This window comes from Micromonospora sp. NBC_01405 (assembly GCF_045040155.1).
In the GTDB taxonomy this organism is placed as follows: domain Bacteria; phylum Actinomycetota; class Actinomycetes; order Mycobacteriales; family Micromonosporaceae; genus Micromonospora.
The window spans coordinates 534,471-560,413 of the sequence record NZ_CP109532.1; the positions used below are offsets into that span (position 1 = coordinate 534,471).

1 protein-coding gene (only partly in view) is annotated in these 25,943 nt (G+C 75.0%); it reads right to left on the minus strand.

The genetic code is table 11. The features are described 5' to 3' along the window. Nucleotides 1–25,943, minus strand: the 3' portion of a protein-coding gene (locus OG559_RS02030; RefSeq protein WP_405111669.1) for a type I polyketide synthase. 4,168 nt of this gene lie beyond the right edge of the window; 25,943 of the gene's 30,111 nt are visible here — the last part of the coding sequence; its start codon lies off the right edge, out of view — the gene reads right to left on this strand; the stop codon is at nt 1–3.

Genomic DNA, 25,943 nt, shown 5'->3' on the forward strand with positions numbered 1-25,943 from the left:
TCAGCGCGTCTCGCCGAACGGCACCTCACCGCCGGGGCCACCCAGTTCGCGCCGGATGAAGTCGAAGATCTCGGCGTCGGTCGCGTCGTCGAGGGTCTGCGTGACGGGCTTCTCCTCGGTCGTCGCCCGTTCGTCGCCCCACCGAGCGACGAACGCCTGGAGCTGGACCAGCAGCTTCTGCCGGGTCAGCCGGTCCGGCGCGTCGGCCGCGAAGGCGGCGTCCATTCGCTCCAGCTCGGCGAGCAGCGGCGCGGCCGTCACGGTGCCGTCGTCGACGAGCTGGTCGCGCAGGTGTCGAGCCAGCGCCGCCGGGGTCGGGTAGTCGAACACCACGCTTGGGGGCAGTTGCACCCCGCTGGCGGCGCGGAGCCGGTTGCGCAGCTCCACGGCCGTCATCGAGTCGAACCCGACCTCCCGGAACGCGCGGTCGGGTTCCAGCCCTCCGCCATCGGCGTGGCCCAGCACGCTGGACGCCTGCGCGCACACCAGGTCGACGAGGATCACCTCGCGCTCCCCCGCACCGAGCGGGCGCAGCCGTTCCCGCAGCGCGGCCGCCGCCTCGTCGTCCGCCGGCTGACGGACGTCGTCGGCGGGCAGCGCCTCGCGCGCCTCCGGGATCTCGGTCAGCAGCGGGCACGGGCGCATGGCGGCGAACGTCGGCACGAACCGGTCCCAGCGCACGTCCGCCACGACGACGGTCGCCTCGTCACGGACCGCCCGGGCGAGCGCCTCGACGGCCAGCTCCGGCGGCAGGCCCGGCAGCCCGCGCCGGCGCAGCTGCTCCAGCTCCGGCGACGCCGGGTCGTCCTGCCACGGCCCCCACGCCACGTCGGTGGCCGGCAGCCCGGCGTGCCGGCGGTTCGCGGCGAGGGCGTGCAGCAGCGCGTCGCCGGCCGCCTGACCGGCCCGGCCGCCCGCGCCCCACACCCCCGAGGTGGAGGTGCACAGCACGAAGGCGTCGACCCGCCGGTGGGCCAGCTCGTCGGCGTACCGGGGGATGTCGCCCACGGTCGCGACGAGGTCCGCGGCCAGGGCCGCGACGGTGAGTTCGGCCAGCGGCACCGACCCGGTCTCCGCCGGGACGTGCACCAGCCCGGTAACGGGCCGGCTCTCGGCGGCGAGCTGCTCCATCAGGTCGGTGAGCTTGCCCGCCGCCGGCTCCTCCAGCGGCAGCACCTCGGCGCCCTGCCGGGCGAGCCACGCGCCGGTGTGCCGGGCCAGTTCGCCCGCCCCGCCGGTGAGCACGACGGTCCCGTGCGGGCTGTACGCCCGGCCGCTGTCCGCCGGCCGGGTGGTGTCCCGCACGAGGCGTCGGGTGTGCACCCCGGTGCCCCGGACCGCGAGCTGGTCCTCCCCCTCGACGTTGGTGAGCGCGGTGACCAGCGCCGCGTACGCCGCCTCGTCGGGGCTGCCGGGCAGGTCCACGACGCCCCCGAGGTGCCTCGGGTGTTCCAGCGCCGCGACCAGGCCGAGACCCCAGGTGGTCGCCTGCGTGGGCCGGGCGACCGGCTCGTCGTCGACGGCGACCGCGCCGGTGGTGGCCAGCCACAGCGGCACGTCCGGGCCGGTCCGCAGGGTGTGCGCCTGCACCAGCAGCAGGTTCGCCGCGAGGCCGGTCGGCAGGGCGGTCTGCTCGGGGTGCGGGGCGTCGTCCAGCGCCAGCAGGGACAGCAGCCCCGTCGGCAGGTGCTCCGCGCCGAGCCGGTCGAGGTCGGCGGCGAGGGCGTCGCGGGTGACGGTGGCCGGGTCGACCGGCAGCACGTGCACGGTCGCCCCGGCGGCGGTGAGCGCGGCCACGATCCCGCCCGGGTCCTGCTGCCGTGGGGTCACCACCAGCCAGGTGCCCGGGTCGCCGACGGTCATCGGCCGCCGCCGCCAGGTGACCCGGTACCGCCACCCGTCGAGGGTGCCGTCCCGGTGCTGGCGTCGCCGCCACGAGTCGAGTTCCGGCAGCACCTGGCGCATCGGCTGGTCCGGGTCGATGCCCAGCCGGCCAAGGTCGCCGTCGGTGACCGCCCGCCAGAACTCGTCGTCCACCGGGTCGGCGGCCGGGGCCGGCGCCACGGTCAGCGTCGGCCAGTAGCGCTGCGGCTGGAACGCGTACGTGGGCAGGTCGGGCAGGTCGCGGGGGGCCGGGCGGGGCCCGGCCAACGCGGCGAGCACCGCCGCCCAGTCCACGTCCCGCCCGCCGGCGTGCAGGGCAGCGAGAGCGGCGAGCAGGGCGGCCGGCTCGTCCGCGCCGGCCCGCAGGGCCGCCACGGCCGTCCCGTCGGAGTCGGTGGGCAGCAGGCCGGCGGTGAGCGCGGTCAGCACGCCCTGCGGCCCGAGTTCCAGGAACGTGTCCACCCCGGCGGCCCGCAGGGCGGTGACCCCGTCGGCGAACCGGACGGCCTCCCGCACGTGCCGCACCCAGTAGTCCGGGGTGCACAGCTCGTCGCCCTCGGCGACCGCGCCGGTCAGGTTCGACACCACCGGCAGCAACGGGGCCGCGAAGGTCAACCCCGCCAGCACGGTACGGAACTCGTCGAGCATCGGCTCCATCAGCGGGCTGTGGAACGCGTGACTCACCGTCAACCGACGCGTCCGCACGCCCCGGTCCCGCCACGTCTTCTCGACCTCGTCGAGGGCGTCGACCGCGCCGGAGACGACGACGGCCGACGGGCCGTTGACGGCGGCGATGCCGACCCGGTCGGTGAACCCGTCCAGCGTCGGCAGCACCTCGGCCTCCGACGCGGCCACCGCCAGCATCCCGCCGCCGGCCGGGAGCGCCTGCATCAGCCGGCCCCGCGCCGCCACCAGGGCGCACGCGTCGGCCAGGGACAGCACGCCGGCCACGTGGGCGGCGGTGATCTCGCCGATCGAGTGGCCGGCCACCTGGCCGGGGACCACGCCGAACGACTCGACCAGCCGGAACAGCGCCACCTCGACGGCGAACAGGCCGGCCTGGGTGAACACGGTCTGGTCCAGCAGCTCCGCCTCGGCGGTGCCCTCCTCGGCGAACAGCACCGGCTTCAGCGGCTGCGGCAGCAGGCCGTCGAGCAGCCCGCACACCTCGTCCAGCGCCGCCGCGAACACCCCGAACGTGGCGTACAGCTCCCGGCCCATGCCGGCGCGCTGGGCGCCCTGGCCGGAGAAGAGGACGGCGAGGCCGCCGGAGCGCCGCCGGGCCGTGGTGAGCGCGGGGTGCGGCTCACCGGCGGCCAGCGCCCGCAGCGCCGCCGACCGGTCCGGCCCGTCGGCCGCGACGACGACCGCGCGGTGGCCGAGGTGGGCCCGTCCCGCCGCGAGGCCCCAGGCGATCCGGCCGGGGTCGCCCGCACCGGTCGCCACCAGGTCGGCCAGCCGGCCCGCCTGGTCGCGCAGCCCGGCCGGGTCCGCCCCGGAGAGCAGCCACGGCACGGGCGTCGGGTCCGCCGACCGGCCAGCCTGGTCGCGCAGCCCGGCCGGGTCCGGCCCGGAGAACAGGGGCGTCGGGTCCACGGCCGGCTCCGGGTCGACCCGGAGCCCGTCCGGCGTGGCGGGGTCGGTCCCCCGGTCCGGGCCGGTGGCCGGTTGCGGCGCGGGGGCCTCCTCGATGATGACGTGGGCGTTGGTGCCGCTGATCCCGAACGAGGAGACGCCGGCCCGGCGGGGCCGGTCGGTCCCGGTCCACGGCCGGGCCTCGGTGAGCAGCGCCAGCGCGCCCGACGACCAGTCCACGTGCGGGGTCGGCGCGTCGACGTGCAGCGTCGCCGGCAGCAGCTCGTGCTGGAGGGCGAGCACCATCTTGATCAGGCTGGCGGCGCCCGCCGCGGCCTGGGTGTGCCCGATGTTCGACTTCACCGAGCCCAGCCACAGCGGGCGCTCCGCCGGCCGCTGGTGCCCGTACGTGGCCAGCAGCGCCTGCGCCTCGATCGGGTCGCCGAGGGTGGTGCCGGTGCCGTGCGCCTCGACGGCGTCGACGTCGCCGGGCGTCAGTCCGGCGACGTCCAGCGCCTGCCGGATCACCCGCTGCTGCGCCGGCCCGTTCGGGGCGGTCAGGCCATTGCTGGCGCCGTCCTGGTTGACCGCGCTGCCGCGCACCACGGCGAGGATCCGGTTGCCGTCGCGCTGCGCGTCGGAGAGCCGTTGAAGCAGCAGGACGCCGACGCCCTCGCCCCAGCCGGTGCCGTCCGCGCCGGCGGCGAACGCCTTCACCCGGCCGTCCTCGGCGAGGCCGCGCTGCCGGGAGAACTCCAGGAACGCCCCCGGCGTCGACATCACCGTCACGCCGCCGGCCAGGGCCATGTCGCACTCGCCGGAGCGCAGCGCCTGGGCGGCCAGGTGCAGGGCGACCAGCGCCGACGAGCAGGCCGTGTCGACGGTGACCGCCGGCCCGTGCAGGCCGAACGAGTACGCCAGCCGGCCGGAGACGACGGACGCGCCGTTGCCGGTGGCCTGGTAGCCCTCCACCTGGGACCGGGCGCCGAGCAGCAGGGTGGCGTAGTCCTGGCCGTTGGTGCCCATGAACACGCCGGTGGCGGTGCCACGTACCCGCTGCGGGTCGATGCCGGCGGACTCGAACACCTCCCAGCTGGCGTGCAGCAGCAGCCGCTGCTGCGGGTCCATGGCCAGGGCCTCGCGCGGGTTGATGCCGAAGAACGCGGCGTCGAACCCGGCCACGTCGGTCAGGAAGCCGCCGCTGCGGGTGTAGCTGGTGCCGACCTGATCCGGGTCGCTGTCGAACAGGGAATCCAGGTCCCAGCCCCGGTCGGTGGGCATCGGCGTCACCGCGTCCGTCCCGTCGGCCAGCAGCCGCCACAGCTCCTGCGGCGAGGACACCCCGCCGGGGAAGCGGCAGGCCATCGACACGATCGCGATCGGCTCGTCGGCCGCCGGCCGGACCACGGTGACGCCGGCCGCCGGGCCGTCGGCCGCGCCGGCCACCAGTCCGGTACGCAGGAAGCGGGCCAGCTCCAGCGCCGACGGGTGGTCGAAGACCACGGTCGACGGCAGCGTCAGCCCGGTGACCCGGCCGAGCCGGTCCCGTAGCTGCACGGCCGCGAGGGAGTCGAAGCCCAGTTCCCGGAAGGCGCGGCCGGCCGGCACCTGCTCGGTGGAGCCGTGGCCGAGGACCGCCGCCGCCTCCGCCCGGACGAGGTCGACCAGCAGCGTCTCCTGGCCGGTCGCCGGCAGCCCGGCGAGCCGGGACCGCAGGGCGGCGGTGACGCCGGTCTCCTCGGGCTGCGGCTCCGGCTGTTCGACGCCGGCCGGGGCAACCCGGTCGAAGAGGCCGCTCGGTCGCGCCGCGGTGAACGCGGCGACGAACCGGGACCAGTCCACGTCCGCGATCACCGGCGCCGCCTCCGGGGCGTTGACCCACCGGCCCAGCGCCGCCACGGCGGCCTCGGGCGCGAGCGGGGCGAACCCGCGGCGGCGCAGGCCGTCGGCGGTCTCCCCGGCCGCCATGCCGTCGGACGCCCACGGCCCGTACGCGAGGGCGGTGGCGGGCAGGCCGGCGGCCCGGCGGGCGGCGACGAGCGCGTCGAGCAGGGCGTTGCCGGCCGAGTACCCGGCCTGGCCGCCGCCGCCCCAGACGCCGGCGACGGAGGAGAACACGACGAACGCGTCGAGGTCCCGGCCCCAGCAGGCGGTGTCCAGGTGCACGGCCCCGAGCACCTTGCCGGCCAGGGTCTCCGACAGCTCGCCGTCGGTCAGCCCGTACGCCGGGGTGGTGCCGCCGGACGCGCCGGCGGTGTGCACGACGGCGGTCAGGTCCGGCAGGCCACCGACGAGCGCGGTGACGGCCTCGGCGTCGGCGACGTCGCAGGCGACCACCCGCACCGTGCCGAGGCCGGCGAGGTCGCCGACCAGCTCGGCGGCGCCGGGGGCGTCGGGGCCGCGCCGGGAGGCGAGAACCACCTCGGCGGCCCCGTTGGCGAGCAGCCACCGGGCGGTGTGCCGGCCCAGCGCGCCGGTGCCGCCGGTGACCAGCACCGTGCCCGACGGCCGCCAGCCCGGCCCGGCGGGCGGGACGGCCGGGACGAGGCGGCGGGCGAAGACGCCGTTGCGGCGCACCGCCACCTGGTCGAGGGTGCCGTCGGTGAGCACCGCGACGAGGGCGGCGCGGGTGCCGCGGTCGGCGCGGGCAGGCAGGTCCACCAGCCCGCCCCAGCGGTCCGGCTGTTCCAGGGCGACGGCCCGGCCGAGGCCCCAGGCGAGCGCCGCCCAGACGTCGCCGGCCCGTTCCGCCGCCGAGACCGGCAGTGCGGCCCGGCTGAGCGCCCACACCCGGCCGGGCAGGCCCGTGTCGGTCAGCGCCTGGGTGAGGGTGAGCAGCACCGCCGTGCCGGCGGGGACCCCGGGCGCGTGCGGGAGCGGCCGGTCCTGCCGGGGCAGGACGCACAGCACCCCCGCCCAGCCCTCGTCGCCGATGCGGCGCAGCCGCCCGGCCAGCTCGGCCCGGGTCTGGGCCGGCGGCATGGTCAGGGTGTCGACGCGGGCGCCGGCCTCGGTCAGCGCCTTCGCCACGCCCGCGTCGGCACCACTGCCGACGGTGACGACCAGCCACCGCCCGGACAGTCCGGTCGCCGGGGCCGGCCGGACCGGCTCCCAGCCGACCCGGTACGACCACCCGTCCAGCGCGGTGTCCCGGGTCCGGGCCCGGCGCCACTGCGACAGCACGGGCAGGGCCGGGGTGAGGGCGTCCACGGCGGCGTCGTCGCCGAGCTGGCTGGCGAGGGCGGTGAGGTCGCCGCGTTCGACGGCGGCCCAGAATTCGGCGTCGCGTCCGTCCTCGACGGTCAGCGGCCGGGGCGCGGCCTCGGGCCAGTACCGCTGGTGCTGGAACGCGTACGTGGGTAGGTCGACGCGCTGCGCCCCGGTGTCGGCGAACCACTGGGTCCAGGTCACCGGCACGCCGTGCACGTGCAGCTCCGCCAGGGCCGCGAGCAGCGCGTGCGCCTCCGGCCGGTCCCGCCGCTGGGCGGCGACGGCCAACACACCGTCACCGGCCGGCAGAACGTCGCCGGCCATCGCGGTCAGCACGCTCTGCGGCCCGACCTCCAGGAACGTGTCCACCCCGGCGCTGCGCAGGGCCGCGACCCCGTCGGCGAACCGGACCGCCTCGCGGACGTGCCGCACCCAGTACTCCGGGGTACGCAGCTCGTCGCCCTCGGCCAGCGCGCCGGTCAGGTTCGACACCACCGGCAGGAGCGGCGCGGCGAACGTCAACCCGGCCAGCACGTTACGGAACTCGGCGAGCATCGGCTCCATCAACGGACTGTGGAACGCGTGACTCACCGTCAACCGGCGCGTCCGCGCGCCCCGGCCCCGCCACACCTTCTCGATCTCGTCGAGGGCGTCGACCGCGCCGGACACGACGACGGCCGACGGACCGTTGACGGCCGCGACACCGACCCGGTCGGTGTACCCGTCCAGGCTGGACAGGACATCCGCCTCGGCTGCGGCGACGGCAAGCATCCCGCCGCCGGTCGGCAGCGCCTGCATCAACCGACCGCGCGCCGCGACCAGGGCGCACGCGTCCGCCAGGGACAGCACCCCGGCGACGTGCGCGGCGGTGATCTCACCGATCGAGTGCCCGGCCACGAAGTCCGGCACGACCCCGAACGACTCGACGAGGCGGAACAGCGCCACCTCGACGGCGAACAGACCCGCCTGGGTGAACACGGTCTGATCGAGCAGGCCCGCCGCCTCGGACCCCGGCGCGGCGCTCAGCACCTCCCGAAGGGGACGCGGCAGCCGGCCGTCCAGTTCGGCGCACACCTCGTCGAGCGCGGCGGCGAACACGGGGAACGCCTCCGCCAGGTCCCGGCCCATCCCGGCACGCTGCGCGCCCTGACCCGAGAACAGCAGCGCCAGCCGGCCCCGCTCGGTGGCGGCACCCGTGACGGCCGCGCCGGAGGGCTCGCCCGCGTCGAGGGCCCGAAGGGCGGACAGCAGGTCGTCCCGGTCGTTCGCCAGGAGCACCGCCCGCTGTTCCAGGGCGGGTCGGGTGGTGATCGACGACCAGGCCACATCCACCGGACGCAGAGCCGCGTCGGCCGACAACCAGCGCGCCCACCGGCCCGCCTGCGCCGCCAACGCACCATCCGTACGCCCCGACAACACCACCGGCACCACCGGCACCATCCGATTGACAACCACACCCTCAACCACCGGGGCGGACGGCTGCTCGATGATCACATGCGCATTCGTGCCGGAAATCCCGAACGAGGACACGGCCGCCCGACGCGGCCGGTTCACCGTGGGCCATGGGGTGGCCTCGGTGGCGAGGGTGACCGCGCCGGCCGTCCAGTCGATGTGCGGAGACGGCTCGTCGACGTGCAACGTCGCCGGCACCACACCGTGCCGCATCGCCATGATCATCTTGATGATCCCGGCGACACCAGCGGCGGCCTGGGTGTGCCCGATGTTCGACTTGATCGACCCCAGCCAGAGCGGACTGTCCGCCGGACGATCCTGCCCGTAGGTGGCGAGCAGGGCCTGCGCCTCGATCGGATCACCCAACGTGGTGCCCGTGCCGTGCGCCTCCACCGCGTCCACATCGGCCGTCGTCAGCCGCGCGTTGGCCAGCGCCTGCCGGATCACCCGCTGCTGCGACGGACCATTCGGCGCCGTCAACCCGTTCGACGCACCATCCTGATTCACCGCCGTGCCCCGCACCACGGCCAGGATGTTCCGACCCTCCCGCTGCGCGTCGGAGAGCCGCTGCACGAGAAGGACCCCGACACCCTCCGACCAACCCGTACCGTCGGCCGACGCCGCGAACGACTTGCACCGACCGTCCTGCGACAAGCCACGCTGACGGGAGAACTCGATGAACGTCCCGGGGGTGGCCATCACCGTCACACCACCGGCCAACGCCAGATCACACTCGCCACTACGCAACGCCTGAACCGCCAGATGCAACGCCACCAACGATGACGAACACGCCGTGTCCACAGTCACCGCCGGCCCCTCCAGGCCGAACGTGTACGCCACCCGACCCGACAGCACACTGCCCGACGTGCCGGTCCCGACGTAGCCCTCGACCTCGCCGGGGATGTCCATCAGCCGCGACGCGTAGTCGTGGTACATCACACCCGCGAACACACCCGTCCGGCTGCCCCGCACCCGCTGTGGGTCGACGCCCGCCGACTCGAACGACTCCCACGACGCCTCCAACAGCAACCGCTGCTGCGGATCCATCGCCAGAGCCTCACGCGGCGAGATCCCGAAGAAGCCCGGATCGAAGTCCGCCGCCCCGTACAGGAAGCCGCCGTGCCGGGTGTACGAGGTGCCGCTGCCGTTCGGATCCGGGTCGAACAGCGACTCCAGGTCCCAGCCCCGGTCCGCCGGGAACTCCGAGATCCCGTCCCCGCCGCCGGCCAGCAGCTCCCACAGTTGGTCGGGGCTGTCGACCCCACCCGGGTACCGGCAGGCCATGCCCACGATGGCGATCGGCTCGTCGGTGCCGGCGACCGCGCTGGCCGTCGGCTGCGCCGTTGACCGGCGTACGCCGGCCAGCTCGGACCACAGGTGGTCGGCGAGCACGGCCGGGGTGGGGTAGTCGAACACCAGCGTCGAGGCCAACCGCAGCCCAGTCGCCGCGTTCAACCGGTTGCGCAGGTCCACCGCCGTCAACGAGTCGAACCCGAGTTCCCGGAACGCCCGATCCGCTGGCACCGACTCCGCCCCACCATGCCCGAGCACCTGGGCAACCAGGCCCCGGACGAGCAGGGCGACCTGGGCCCGGCCCTCGTCCTCGGTGAGCCCGGCGAGCCGTCCGGCCCAACCGTCGCCGCCCTGTCCCGCCTGGCGGCGCGTCGTGGCCGTGCCGACCAGCGCCCGCAACATCGGCGGCACCACACCGCCACCGGCGGCGGCAGCAGCCCGCAACGCGGGCACGTCGACCACCACCGGCACCAACACCGGCCGCCCCACGGCCATCGCCGCGTCGAACAACTCAAGACCGGTCTCGGCACTCATCGGCGGCAACCCCGACCGGGCCGAACGCACCCGATCCACCTCACCGATCGACGCCGCCATACCCGCCGTGTCCCACATCCCCCACGCCAGGCTGACCGCAGGCAGACCCACCTGCCGCCGATACACCGCCAACGCGTCCAGGAACCCGTTACCCGCCGCGTACGCCGCCTGACCAGGCGAACCCAACACCCCGGCCACCGACGAGAACACCACGAACAGGTCAAGATCCAACCCGATGGTGGCCTCATGCAGGAACCAACCCGCCGACACCTTCGGTGCCAACACCCCTGCCAGCCGCTCGGCCGTCAGCGTCTCGACGACCCCGTCGTCCAGCACGCCGGCCGTGTGCACCACACCCGCGAGCCGTCCCGCCGAGGCGACCTCGGCGACCAGCCCGAACACCTGCTCCCGATCCGTCACATCACACGCCACCACCCGAGCCGACGCACCCAGCCCGACCAACCGCTCCACCAACTCGGCCGCTCCCGCGGCGTCAGGGCCACGCCGCGACACCAGCACCAACGACCGCACCCCGTGCGCCACCACCAGGTGCTCCGCGACGAGGGCACCCAGCGCACCCGTGCCGCCGGTCACCAGCACCGAACCCTCACCCACCACGAGCGAGGACTCCGACGCCGAGGACTCCGACGCCGACGCCCGCACCAGACGCGGCACGAACACCCGACCCGCGCGGAGGGCCACCTGACCGCCCGCGCCCGTGGCACCGGCGAGCGCGGTGAGCAGCCCGGGTCCCGCGTCGCCGGCTTCCAGGTCCGCGAGGACGATCCGGCCCGGGTGCTCCGACTGCGCCGACCGCAGCAGCCCCCACACCGCCGCACCCGCCAGGTCGGTCACCTCGTCACCGTCCCGAGCCGCCACCGCACCCCGGGTCACCACCACCAGTCTCGACTCCGCGAGGGCGTCGGCGGCCAGCCACGACCGCACGACCGACAGCACACCGGACGTGACCTCGCGCACCACGTCGGGGACCGCCGCGCCGGGAACACCGGCCGACACCGGCAACACCAACGCCGGCGGCACCACCGCACCCGCCGCAACCGCATCCACCACCGCAGCCACATCCGCGTACGCCGCCAACCCACCCCCGGCCACCAGCTCACCGGCAAGCCCGGCAACACCCCCATCGCCGACACTGTGGAGCTGCCCCGGCTGCGCTACCAACAGCGCCCACCCGGCCGCGTCACCAGCGGAGACGGCCTCCTCCGCCTGCCACGCCACCTCGAACAACGACCGCGCCGCCGCACCCGGGGCAACCACCCCGGTCATCTCCCGCAACACCAGCGAGTCCACCGACACCACAGCCACACCCGAGGAATCCACCGCGACCAACCGCACCCCCGAGCCCTCACGGGTCAGCCGCACCCGCAACACCGACGCCCCCGAGGCGTGCACCTGCACACCGGAGAACGCGAACGGCACCCGGGGGCCGCCCGACGCCGCGCCGGAAAGCAGCAGGCCGATCGGGTGCAGGGCGGCGTCCAGCAGCGCCGGGTGGACGCCGAACCGCGCCGCGTCGCCCGCCGCGTCGTCCGGCAGGGCCACCTCGGCGTACGCCGAACCGTCGGCCGTCCAGGCGCGTCGCAGGCCCTGGAACATCGGCCCGTACGCCAGGCCGTGCCCGGCCAGGGCTGCGTACCAGTCGGTCAGGTCCACCTCGGACGCGCCGGCCGGCGGCCACGCCCCGATGCCCGGCTCCTCCGGGGAGGACGCTTCGAGCACGCCGTCCGCGTGCCGGGTCCAGCCGGCCTCGGCGTCGTCGTCGCGGCGGGAGTAGATGGCCACGGCGCGCTCCGGGGAGCCTGCGGACCCGTCGACCCGTACCTGGATCCGCACGTTGCCGGAGGCGGGGACCACCAGCGGGGCGGCCACGGTCAGCTCCCGCAGCCGGGAGAGGCCGACCTCGTCGCCGGCGCGTACCGCCAGTTCGACGAGGGCGGCGCCGGGGACGAGCGTCACGCCGGAGACCGCGTGGTCCGCCAGCCACGGGTGGGTGGCCAGCGACAGCCGGCCGGTCAGCACCATCTCGTCGTCGCCGGCCAGGTCCACCGCCGCGCCCAGCATCGGGTGTTCGGCGTCGCCCAGGCCGGCCCGGGAGACGTCACCGGACCTCGGGCGGCCGGCCGCCGGCCAGTACCGCTCCCGCTGGAACGCGTACGTGGGTAGGTCGACGCGCTGCGCCCCGCTGTCGGCGAACCACTGGGTCCAGGTCACCGGCACGCCGTGCACGTGCAGCTCCGCCAGGGCCCCGAGCAGCGCGTGACCCTCGGGCCGGTCCCGGCGCTGGGCGGCGACGGCCAACACACCATCACCGGCCGGCAGAACATCGCCGGCCATCGCCGTCAACACACTCTGCGGCCCGACCTCCAGGAACGTGTCCACCCCGGCGCTGCGCAGGGCCGCGACCCCATCAGCGAACCGGACCGCCTCCCGCACATGCCGCACCCAGTACTCCGGGGTACGCAGCTCGTCGCCCTCAGCCAACGCACCGGTCACGTTCGACACCACCGGCAGGAGCGGAGCAGCGAACGTCAACCCGGCCAACACGGCACGGAACTCGACGAGCATCGGCTCCATCAACGGACTGTGGAACGCATGACTGACGGTCAACCGCCTGGTCCGCGCGCCCCGGTCCCGCCACACCCGCTCGACCTCGTCGAGGGCGTCGACCGCCCCGGACACCACCACGGCCGACGGACCGTTCACAGCCGCGACCCCGACCCGGTCGGTCAGACCAGCGATCGACTCGACCACCGCCGCCTCGTCCACGGCCACCGCCAGCATCCCGCCGCCGGCCGGCAACGCCTGCATCAGGCGACCCCGCGCCGCCACCAGGACACACGCGTCCGCCAGCGACAACACCCCAGCCACATACGCGGCCGTGATCTCACCGACCGAGTGACCCGCCACGAAGTCCGGCACCACCCCGAACGACTCCACCAGGCGGAACAACGCCACCTCGACGGCAAACAGACCCGCCTGCGTGAACACCGTCTGATCCAGCAGCTCCGCCTCCACCGAACCCTCGACGGCGAACAGCACCCCCCGAAGCGGACACGGCAACAACGGGTCCAGATGCCCACACACCTCGTCCAACACGGCGGCGAACACAGGGAACGCCCCCGCCAACTCCCGACCCATCCCGGCACGCTGCGCGCCCTGACCCGAGAACAGCAACGCGAGCTGACCGCGCTGGCCGGCGGGGCCGGTGACCACCACGCCGGAGGGGTCCCCGACGGCGAGAGCGGTCAGCGCCGCGATCAGGTCGTCGCTGCCGGCGGCCGTGATCACGGCACGCTGTTCCAGGGCGGGTCGGGTGGTGATCGACGACCACGCCACATCCACCGGACGCACAGCCGCGTCGGCCGACAACCAACGCGCCCACCGGCCCGCCTGCGCCGCCAACGCACCATCCGTACGCCCCGACAACACCACCGGCACCACCGGCGGCACCACCCGATTGACAACCACACCCTCAACCACCGGGGCGGACGGCTGCTCGATGATCACATGCGCATTCGTGCCGGAAATCCCGAACGAGGACACGGCCGCCCGACGCGGCCGGTTCACCGCCGGCCACGGCGTCGCCTCCGTGGCGAGGGTGACCGCACCCGCCGTCCAGTCGATGTGCGGGGACGGCTCGTCGACGTGCAACGTCGCCGGCACCACACCATGCCGCATCGCCATGATCATCTTGATGATGCCTGCCACACCGGCGGCGGCCTGCGTGTGACCGATGTTCGACTTCACCGACCCGAGAAGCAGCGGCCGATCCGCCTGGCGGTCCTGCCCGTAGGTCGCCAGCAGCGCCTGCGCCTCGATCGGGTCACCCAGGGTGGTGCCGGTGCCGTGCGCCTCGACCGCGTCCACGTCGGTCGTCGTCAGGCGCGCATTGGCCAGCGCCTGCCGGATCACCCGCTGCTGCGACGGACCATTCGGCGCGGTAAGACCGTTCGACGCACCATCCTGGTTGACGGCGGTGCCCCGCACCACCGCCAAAATGTTCCGACCCTCCCGCTGCGCATCCGACAGCCGCTGCACCAGCAGAACCCCGACGCCCTCCGACCAACCCGTGCCATCGGCCGACGCCGCGAAAGACTTACACCGACCGTCCTGCGACAGGCCACGCTGACGCGAGAACTCGATGAACGTCCCCGGCGTCGCCATCACCGTCACACCACCGGCAAGAGCCAGATCACACTCGCCCGACCGCAACGCCTGCGCCGCCAGGTGCAGCGCCACCAGCGAGGACGAGCAGGCGGTATCCACCGTCACGGCCGGCCCCTCCAGGCCGAACGTGTACGCCACCCGACCGGACAGCACGCTGCCCGACGTGCCGGTCCCGACGTATCCCTCGGCGTCCGGCGGAAGGTCCTCCAGCCGGGAGGCGTAGTCGTGGTACATCACGCCCGCGAACACACCCGTCCGGCTGCCCCGCAACCACTGCGGATCCACCCCCGCCGACTCGAACGACTCCCACGACGCCTCCAACAGCAACCGCTGCTGCGGGTCCATGGCGATCGCCTCGCGGGGGCTGATGCCGAAGAAGGCCGGGTCGAAGTCCGCCGCGCCGTACAGGAACCCGCCGTGCCGGGTGTACGAGGTGCCGCTGCGGTCCGGGTCCGGGTCGAAGAGGCCGTCGAGGTCCCAGCCGCGGTCGGTCGGGAACTCGGAGATGCCGTCACCTCCGGCGGACAGCAGGGTCCACAACTGCTCCGGCGTCTCCACCCCACCCGGGTACCGGCATGCCATGCCCACGATCGCGATCGGCTCGTCGGTGCCCGCGGTCACCACCGCCGACCGCCGGGCGGTGATCTGACCGGAGACCAGTTCGTAGAGGTGGTCGGCGAGCACGGCCGGGGTGGGGTAGTCGAACACCAGCGTCGACGCCAACCGCAGCCCGGTCGCCGCGTTCAGCCGGTTCCGCAGGTCCACCGCCGTCAACGAGTCGAACCCGAGTTCCCGGAACGCCCGGTCCGCCGGCACCGACTCCGCCCCACCATGCCCGAGCACCTGGGCGACGAGACCCCGGATCAGCACGTCGATCTGGGCGCGGGCCTCCTCGGGGGTCAGGCCCGCCAACTGGTTGGCCCAGTCGCCGCCCTGTCCCGCCTGGCGGCGCGTGCTGGTCGTGCCGACCAGCGCCCGCAGCATCGGCGGCACCACACCACCCGACACCGCAGCCCGCAACGCCGGCACGTCGACGATCGCCGGCACCAACACCGAACGCCCTGCCACCACTGCCGCATCAAACAACTCAAGACCGGTCTCGGCACTCATCGGCGGCAGACCCGACCGCGCCGACCGCACCCGATCCACCTCACCGATCGACGCCGCCATACCCGCCGTGTCCCACATCCCCCACGCCAGGCTGACCGCAGGCAGACCCACCTGCCGCCGATACACCGCCAACGCGTCCAGGAACCCGTTACCCGCCGCGTACGCCGCCTGACCCGGCGAACCCAACACCCCAGCAATCGACGAGAACACCACGAACAGGTCCAGATCCAGACCCGCCGTCGCCTCGTGCAGGAACCAACCCGCCGACACCTTCGGCGCCAACACCCCCGCCAACCGCTCCGCACTGATCCCCGACACCACACCGTCGTCCAACACACCCGCCGTGTGCACCACACCCGCCAGCCGACCCGCCGAGGCGACCTCGGCGACCAGCCCGAACACCTGCTCCCGATCCGTCACATCACACGCCACCACCCGAGCGGCGGCACCCAGCCCGGCCAACCGCTCCACCAACTCGCCCGCACCCGCAGCGTCAGGGCCACGACGCGACACCAGCACCAACGACCGCACCCCGTGCGCCACCACCAGGTGCTCCGCCACCAACGCGCCCAACGAGCCGGTGCCACCGGTCACCAGCACCACGCCCTCACCCACCACGAGCGAGGACTCCGCCGACGAGGACTCCGACGCCGACGCCCGCACCAGACGTGGCACGAACACCCGACCAGCCCGAACGGCCACCTGGGCACCCGCGGTGTCCTCGGCGACCCGGGCCAGGACGGCCACCACGCCCGCGTCCACGTCACCGTCGACATCCGCGAGGACGATCCGCCCCGGGTGCTCCGACTGCGCCGACCGCAGCAGACCCCACACCGCCGCACCCGCCAGGTCGGTCACCTCGTCACCGTCCCGGGCCGCCACCGCGCCCCGGGTCACCACCACCAGCCGCGAGCCCGCCAGAGCATCCGCCGCCAGCCACGACCGCACGGACGACAACACCTCGGACGTCACCGCCCGCACCGATTCCGGGACTGCCGAGCCGGGGGCGACGGGCACCGGCAGCACCAGCGCCGGCGGCACCGCCGCACCCGACGGGCCCGCCGAGCCCGATGCGACGGCCGAACCCGATGCGACCGCGTCCACCACCGCAGCCACATCCGGGTACGCCACCAGCCCGCCCCGGGCCACCAGCTCGCCGGCCAGCCCGGCAACACCCCCATCGCCGACGCTGTGGAGCTGCCCCGGCTGCGCTACCAACAGCGCCCACCCGGCCGCATCACCGGCGGAAACAACCTCCTCCGCCTGCCACGCCACCTCGAACAACGACCGCGCCGCCGCACCCGGGGCAACCACCCCGGTCATCTCCCGCAGCACCAGCGAGTCCACCGACACCACGGCCACACCCGAGGAGTCCACCGCGACCAACCGCACCCCGGAGCCTTCGCGGGTCAGCCGCACCCGCAGCACCGACGCCCCCGAGGCGTGCACCTGCACCCCGGAGAACGCGAACGGCACCCGGGGGCCACCGGCCTCACCCGCCAGCAGCAACCCGACCGGGTGCAGGGCCGCGTCCAGCAGCGCCGGGTGCAGCCCGAACGCCGCCGCGTCCCCCGCCACCTCGTCCGGCAACGCCACCTCGGCGAACACCTCACCGCCGGAAGCCCAGGCCCGCCGCAGGCCCTGGAACACCGGCCCGTACACCAGGCCGTGCGTGGCGAGCACGCCGTACCAGTCGGTCAGGTCCACCTCGTCGGCGCCGGCCGGCGGCCACGCGCCGATGCCCGGCTCCGCCGCGCCGGGCGCTTCGAGCACGCCCTCGGCGTGCCGGATCCACTCCGCCTCCGGGTCGCCCTCGGTCTGGGAGTGCACCGTCACGGCCCGGGAGCCGGACGCGTCGGCCGCGCCGACGCGCACCTGCACCCGCACCCCACCCGAGGCCGGCAACACCAACGGCGCCGCCACCGTCAACTCCCGTACCCGCGACGCACCCACCTCGTCACCGGCCCGCACCGCCAGCTCGACGAACGCCGTACCCGGCACCACCACCGAACCGGCCACCACGTGATCGGCCAACCAGTCGTGCGTCGACACCGACAGTCGACCGGTCAGCATGACGACGTCCTCGCCGGCCACGGTGACGGCGGCGCCGAGCAGCGGATGGTCGGCGACGCCCAGCCCGGCGCCGGAGACGTCCCCGACGCGCGGGCGGCCGGCGCCGAGCCAGTACCGCTCGTGCTCGAAGGCGTACGTGGGCAGGTCGACCAGCGTCGGGCGGGCCTCGGCGTACCACTGCTGCCAGGTCACCGGCACGCCGTTGACGTGCAGCTCGGCCAGCGCGTGCAGCAGCGCCTGCGGGGCGGGACGGTCCCGCCGCTGCGTCGCGAGCGTCAGCGTTCCCTCGGCGAGCAGCTCGGCGTTCATGGCGGTCAGCACGCTCTGCGGGCCGACCTCCAGGAACGTGTCCACCCCGGCGTCGCGCAGGGCGGTGATCCCGTCGGCGTACCGGACGGCCTGACGGACGTGCCGCACCCAGTAGTCGGGGCGGGTGATCTCCTGCGGGTCGACGACCGTCCCGGTCAGGTTCGACACCACCGGCAGCAGTGGCGCGCGGAACGTCAGCGCCTCCAGGGCGGTCCGGAAGTCGTCGAGCATCGGCTCCATCAGTGGGCTGTGGAACGCGTGGCTGACGGCGAGCCGGCGGGTGCGTACGCCCCGGCCCGTCCAGGCCTGCTCCAGCTCGTCGAGGGCGTCGACGGCACCGGAGACCACCACGGCGGACGGGCCGTTCACGGCGGCGATCCCGAGCCGGTCGGTGCGGCCGTCCAGGCTGGACGTCACGTCGGCCTCGGACGCGTTGACGGCCAGCATCCCGCCGCCGGCCGGCAGCGCCTGCATCAGGCGACCCCGCGCCGCCACCAGGGCACACGCGTCCGCCAGCGACAACACCCCAGCCACATACGCGGCCGTGATCTCACCAACCGAATGACCCGCCACGAAGTCCGGCACCACACCGAACGACTCCACCAGCCGGAACAACGCCACCTCGACGGCAAACAGACCCGCCTGCGTGAACACCGTCTGATCCAGCAGCTCCGCCTCCGCCGAACCCTCGGCGGCGTACAGCACCTCCCGAAGCGGACGCGGCAACAACGGGTCCAGGTGCCCACACACCTCGTCCAACGCGGCGGCGAACACAGGGAACGCCCCCGCCAACTCCCGACCCATTCCGGCACGCTGCGCGCCCTGACCGGAGAAGAGCACGGCGAGGGGGCCGCGCGCCGCACCCGTACCGGTGACGACCCCACCGGCCGGCGAGCCGGCGGCGAGGGCGCGCAGCCCGGCCAGCAGCTCGTCCCGGTCGGTGGCCGCGACCACCGCGCGGTGCTCCAGCGTCGACCGGCTGACCAGCGAGGACCAGGCGACGTCCGCCGGGCGCGGGGCCTCGTCGGCGGCGAGCCAGTGGGCCCAGCGGTCGGCCTGGGCCGCCACGGCGGCCTCGGTCCGGGCCGAGAGCAGCACCGGCACCAGCGGCGGTACGGCGTCGTCCGCCGGTTCCGTCCGGGTCTCGGCGGGCGGCTGCTCGATGATCACGTGTGCGTTCGTGCCGCTGACGCCGAAGGAGGAGACGGCGGCGCGGCGCGGCCGACCCGGGGCGGGCCACTCGCGGGCCTCGGTGAGCAGCTCGACCGCGCCCGCCGACCAGTCGATGTGCGGCGACGGCTCGTCGACGTGCAGGGTGCGCGGCATCGTCCCGTGCCGCATCGCCATGATCATCTTGATCACGCCGGCCACCCCGGCGGCGGCCTGCGTGTGACCGATGTTCGACTTGATCGACCCCAGCCAGAGCGGACTGTCCGCCGGCCGGTCCTGCCCGTACGTCGCCAACAGCGCCTGCGCCTCGATCGGGTCACCCAGAGTGGTGCCCGTGCCGTGCGCCTCGACGGCGTCCACATCGGTCGTCGTCAGGCGGGCGTTGGCCAGCGCCTGCCGGATCACCCGCTGCTGCGACGGACCATTCGGCGCGGTAAGCCCGTTCGACGCGCCGTCCTGATTCACCGCCGTGCCCCTGACGACGGCCAGGATCCGCCGGCCGTCCCGCCGGGCGTCCGACAGCCGCTGCACCAGCAGAACCCCGACGCCCTCCGACCAGCCCGTGCCATCGGCGGCGGCGGCGAACGACTTGCACCGACCGTCCTGCGACAGGCCACGCTGACGGGAGAACTCGATGAACGTCCCCGGCGTCGCCATCACCGTCACACCACCGGCCAACGCCAGATCACACTCACCCGACCGCAACGCCTGCACCGCCAGATGCAACGCCACCAACGACGACGAACACGCCGTGTCCACGGTGACGGCCGGCCCCTCCAGGCCGAACGTGTACGCCACCCGACCCGACAGCACACTGCCCGACGTGCCGGTCCCGATGTAGCCGCCCACCCCCTCGGGCAGCTCCTGCACCTGCGAGGCGTAGTCGTGGTACATCAGGCCGGCGAACACTCCCGTCCGGCTGCCCCGCAACCGCACGGGGTCCAGCCCGGCGGACTCGAACGTCTCCCACGACGCCTCCAGCAGCAGCCGCTGCTGCGGGTCCATGGCGATCGCCTCGCGGGGGCTGATGCCGAAGAAGGCGGGGTCGAACTCGGCCGCGCCGTACAGGAACCCGCCGTGCCGGGTGTACGACGTCCCGGGGTTGTCCGGGTCGGGGTGGAAGATCCGGTCGAGCTCCCAGCCCCGGTCGGCCGGGAACTCCCCGATCCCGTCGGCGCCGGTGGCGACGAGCTGCCAGAGCTGCTCGGGGCTCGTCACGCCGCCCGGGTACCGGCAGGCCATGCCCACGATCGCGATCGGCTCGTCGATGTTCGTGTTCGCCACGGCGTCGCGCTGCTCGGCGACCTGCCCGGACAGCTGCTCGTAGAGGTGGTCCGACAGCGCACCGGGGGTCGGATAGTCGAAGACGAGGGTGGAGGTCAGCCGCAGCCCGGTCGCGGTGTTGATCCGGTTCCGCAGCTCCACGGCGGTCAGCGAGTCGAAGCCCAGCTCCCGGAACGCCCGGTCGGCGGGCACCTGGTCGGCGCCGCTGTGCCCGAGGACCTGCGCGATCAGGCCCCGGACGAGCAGGGCGACCTGGGTGCGCGCCTCCTGCGGGTCGAGGCCGGCGAGCCGGTCGGCCCAGCCTCCGGCGGCGGGCCGCCGCCGGCTGGCGGTCGAGCCGATCAGGGTCCGCAGCATCGGCGGCACCCGGCCGGCGGTGGTCTGCGCCCGCATGGCCGGCAGGTCGACCACGGCCGGCACCAGCGCGGCGCCGCCGTGGGCCAGCGCGGCGTCCCACAGCCCGAGGCCGACGGGGGCGGTCATCGGGGTGAGGCCGGCCCGGCTGACCCGGGCCCGGTCGGTGTCGTTGATCGAGCTGGCCATGCCGTCGGTGTCCCACATGCCCCATGCGAGGCTCACCGCCGGCAGGCCCCGCTGGGCGCGGAGCTGAGCGAGGGCGTCCAGGAAGGCGTTGCCTGCGGCGTACGCGGCCTGGCCGGGGGAACCGAGCACGCCGGCGATGGACGAGAACAGCACGAACAGGTCGAGATCCAGCTTCGCCGTCGCCTCGTGCAGCCACCAGCCCGCGGTGACCTTGGGCGCCAGCACGTCCGCCAGCCGGTCGGCGGTGATCCCGGTGACGACGCCGTCGTCGAGGACGCCGGCGGTGTGCACCACGCCAGCCAGCCGGCCGTCGGCGGTGATCCGGCGGACCAGCGCGTCGACCTGCGTCCGGTCGGTCACGTCGGCCGTGGCGATCTGGACGGCGGCGCCGAGGCCGGTCAGCCGCTCCGCCAGGTCGGCCGCGCCCGGGGCCGCCGGGCCCTGGCGGGAGGCCAGCACCAGCGACCGCACCCCGTACGCCGTGACGAGGTGCTCGGCCACCAGGGCGCCCAGCGAGCCGGTTCCGCCGGTCACCAGGACGGTGCCCGCGCCGACCACCGGCGCGGCCTGCGCGCCGCCGGCCGCGCGGGCCAGCCGTGGGACGTACGCCGTGCCGGCGCGCACCGCGAGCTGCCCGCCCGCGCCCGGGTCGGCGGCGAATCCGGCCAGCAGGGCCAGCAGCTCCGGGCCGAGGTCGGCGTCGGGTTCGAGGTCGGCCAGCACGATCCGGCCGGGGTGTTCCGACTGCGCGGACCGCAGCAGGCCCCAGACGGCGGCCCCCGCCACGTCGGTGACCCGGTCGTCGGGGTGGGCGGCGACCGCCCCACGGGTGACGACGACCAGTCGGCAGTCCGCGAGGGCGTCGGCGGCCAGCCACCCCTGCGCCTCGCGCAGCACGGCCCCGGTCGCGGCGCGCACCGCGCCGGGCACGTCGGCGTCGGGCACGTCGGCGTCGGGCACGTCGGCGTCGGTCGCCGTGGGCACGGGCAGCAGCAGCGCCGCCGGGGCGGGGGCCGTCGCGCCCGTCACCGCCTCGACCACGGCCGCCACGTCCGGGTACGCGGACGTCAGCGCCCCGCCGTCGGTGGCGTCGTCGCCGAGCACCGCCCAGCCGTACCCGGCGTCGGCCGGGGCGACCTGCTCGGGCTGCCACGACACCTCGAACAGCGAGCGGTTCGCCTGGTTCGGCGTGCTCGCCGTGGTCATCTCCCGCAGCGTCAGGGAGTCCACCGACACCACCGGCGTGCCGGCCTCGTCGACGGCGACCAGCCGCACCGAGGACCCGCTCGCGGTCAGGCGCACCCGGAGGGCCCGCGCGCCGATCGTGTGGACCTGCACCCCCTCGAAGGAGAACGGCACCCGGGGGCCGTCGCCGGTGGCCTCGGCGGGCAGCAGCCCGACGGGGTGCAGCGCGGCGTCCAGCAGCGCCGGGTGCACGCCGAATCCGGCCGGATCCCCGACCACCGTGTCGGGGAGGGCCACCTCGGCGTACACCGTGCCGTCGGCGGTCCACGCGCGGCGCAGGCCCTGGAAGACCGGCCCGTAGGCGAGCCCGTGCCCGGCGACGGCCGGGTACCAGCCGGTGAGGTCCACCTCGGCCGCGCCGGCCGGTGGCCAGGCGCCCACGGTGGGCTCGTCGGCGGTGGGGAGGCCGACGACGCCGTCGGCGTGCCGGGTCCAGCCGGCCTCCGGGTCCTCCTCGGACTGGGAGTGCACGGTTACCGGCCGGGCGCCCGTCGCGTCGACCGGGCCGACCCGGACCTGCACCCGCATTCCGCCGCCGCCGGCGGGCAGCACCAGCGGGGCGAGCACGGTGAGGTCGCGGACGCGGGACGCGCCCACCTCGTCGCCGGCCCGGACGACGAGGTCGAGCAGGGCGGTGCCCGGCACCACCACGGCACCGGAGACGACGTGGTCGCCCAGCCACGGGTGGGACGACAGCGACAGCCGGCCGGTCAGCACCACCATGTCCTCGCCGGCCACCGACACCGTCGCGCCGAGCAGCGGGTGGCGGGCCACGCCGAGGCCGGCCCCGGACACGTCGGCCGCCTGCCCGACGGGCGACAGCCAGTACCGCTGGTGCTGGAACGCGTACGTCGGCAGGTCGATCCGGGTGGCCCCGGTGTCGGTGAACCACTGGGTCCAGGTAACCGGCACGCCGTGCACGTGCAGCTCCGCCAGGGCCGCGAGCAGCGCGTGACCCTCCGGCCGATCCTTGCGCTGGACGGCGACGGCCAACACACCGTCACCGGCCGGCAGAACATCGCCGGCCATCGCCGTCAACACACTCTGCGGCCCGACCTCCAGGAACGTGTCCACCCCGGCCGCCCGCAACGCCGTGACCCCATCGGCGAACCGGACCGCCTCCCGCACATGCCGCACCCAATACTCCGGCGTACGCAGCTCGTCGCCCTCAGCCAGCACACCGGTCAGGTTCGACACCACCGGCAGAAGCGGCGCGGCGAACGTCAACCCCGCCAACACCGCACGGAACTCGCCGAGCATCGGCTCCATCAACGGACTGTGGAACGCATGACTGACGGTCAACCGCCTGGTCCGCGCGCCCCGGTCCCGCCACACCCGCTCGACCTCGTCGAGGGCGTCGACCGCCCCGGACACCACCACGGCCGACGGACCGTTCACAGCCGCGACCCCGACCCGGTCGGTCAGACCAGCGATCGACTCGACCACCGCCGCCTCGTCCGTGGCCACCGCCAGCATCCCGCCGCCGGCCGGCAGCGCCTGCATCAGGCGACCCCGCGCCGCCACCAGGGCACACGCGTCCGCCAGGGACAGCACCCCGGCCACGTACGCGGCGGTGATCTCGCCGACCGAGTGACCCGCCACGAAGTCCGGCACCACCCCGAACGACTCCACCAGGCGGAACAGCGCCACCTCGACGGCGAACAGACCCGTCTGCGTGAACACCGTCTGATCGAGGAGATCGACCTCCGCCGAACCCTCGGCGGCGAACAGCACCCCCCGAAGCGGACGCGGCAACAACGGGTCCAGGTGCCCACACACCTCGTCCAACGCGGCGGCGAACACGGGGAACTCGGCATACAGGTGCCGACCCATCCCGGCACGCTGCGCGCCCTGACCCGAGAACAGCAACGCGAGCTGGCCCCGCTGGCCGGCGGCACCGGTGACCACCACGCCGGAGGGGTCCCCGGCGGCGAGAGCCGTCAGCGCCGCGATCAGGTCGTCCCGGTCGGTCGCGGCGATGACCGCGCGCTCGTCCAGCGTCGCGCGGGACACCGCCGAGGAGAGGGCCACGTCGAGCGGGCGGAGGTCCTCGTCGGCCGTGAGCCAGGCCGCCCAGCGGTCCGCCTGGGCCGCCAGCGCCGCGCTGTCGCGGGCGGACAGGAGCACCGGGGCCAGCGACCGCGCGGCGACGGGGGTCGGCTCCTCGGCGTCCGCCTCGTCCCCGGCCGGCGGGGCGGGGGGCTGTTCGAGGATCAGGTGGACGTTGGTGCCGCTGATGCCGAACGAGGACACGGCGGCCCGGCGGGGGCGGTCCACCTCGGGCCAGGGGCGCGCCTCGGTCAGCAGCGACACGGCGCCGGCCGACCAGTCCACGTGGGGGGTGGGCTCGTCGAGGTGCAGGGTCGACGGGAGCAGCCCGTGCCGCATCGCCATGATCATCTTGATGATGCCGGCGACCCCGGCGGCGGCCTGCGCGTGCCCGATGTTCGACTTGATCGACCCGAGGAACAGCGGCCGGTCCGCCGGCCGGTCCTGGCCGTAGGTGGCCAGCACGGCCTGCGCTTCGATCGGGTCACCCAGCGTAGTGCCGGTGCCGTGCGCCTCGACGGCGTCCACGTCGGCGACGGTGAGCCGGGCGTTGGCCAGCGCGGCCCGGATGACCCGCTGCTGCGCGGGGCCGTTCGGCGCGGTGAGGCCGTTGGACGCGCCGTCCTGGTTCACGGCGCTGCCGGCGAGCACGGCGAGCACCTGCCGGCCCTGCCGCCGCGCGTCGGACAGGCGCTGGACCAGCAGGACACCGACGCCCTCGGACCAGCCGGTGCCGTCGGCGGACGCGGCGAAGGACTTGCACCGCCCGTCGGGGGCGAGGCCACCCTGCCGGGAGAACTCCACGAACGCCCCGGGGGTGACCATGACGGTCACGCCGCCGGCCAGGGCCAGGTCGCACTCGCCGCCGCGCAGCGCCTGGGCGGCAAGGTGCACCGCCACGAGCGACGACGAGCAGGCGGTGTCGATGGTGACCGCTGGGCCCTCCAGACCCAGGGTGTAGGAGACCCGGCCGGAGATGACGCTGTGCGCTCCCCCGGTGAGCTGGTAGCCGGCCAGCTCCTCCGGGGTGTCGGTGGTGCCGTAGCCCGACGGGGAAGCGCCGACGAAGACGCCGGTACGGCTGCCGCGCAGCCGGTCCGGGTCGACGCCCGCCTGCTCCAGGGCCTCCCAGGACGCCTCCAGCAGCAGCCGCTGCTGCGGGTCCATGGCCAGGGCCTCGCGCGGCGAGATGCCGAAGAAGCCCGGGTCGAAGCCGGTGGCGCCGCCGACGAAGCCACCCTCGCGGGTGTGCGACACCGGCCGGCCCTCGGCGTCGACGGCCAGCAGCCGGGCGATGTCCCAGTTGCGGTCCTCGGGGAAGCCGCTGATGCCGTCGCGGCCGGTGGCGACGAGGTCCCACAGCTCGCCGGGGCTGCTCACGCCGCCGGGGTACCGGCAGCTCATGCCCACGATGACGATCGGGTCGTCGTCGACCGGCCCGGCGGGGCCCCAGGTGGCCACGGTGTCGACCTCGTGCAGGCGCAGCGCGGACGACAGGTGGTCGGCGAGGGTGGCCGGGTTCGGGTAGTCGAAGACGAGGGTGGTGGGCAGGGAGAGGCCGGTGGCGGCGCTGAGCCGGTTGCGCAGCTCCACCGCGGTCAGCGAGTCGAAGCCCAGCTCCTTGAACGCCCGGTTCGCCTTGACCAGCTCCGGGCCGGTGTGCCCGAGGACGGTGGCGGCGACCGTGCGGACCAGGTCGGTGAGGTGCCGGTCCTGCTCGGCGCGGGGCAGGGTGAGCAGTTGCTGCCGCAGGCCGCCGCCGGCCCCGTCGGCCGGCTCCTCGTCGACGGTCCGCAGGGCGTCCCGGGCCTCCGCGATGTCGTCGAGCAGCGGCCGGGGCCGCGCGGCCGCGAACGCCGGGGTGAACAGGGACCAGTCGACGTCCGCCACGGTCAGCGACGGCGCGGACCGGCCGACGGCGCTGCGCAGGGCGTACACGGCCTGGGCCGGGGACATCGCGGTGAGGCCGCGCCGGGCCAGCAGTTCCTGGCCCTCCCCGCTGGCCATGCCGCCGTCCGCCCAGG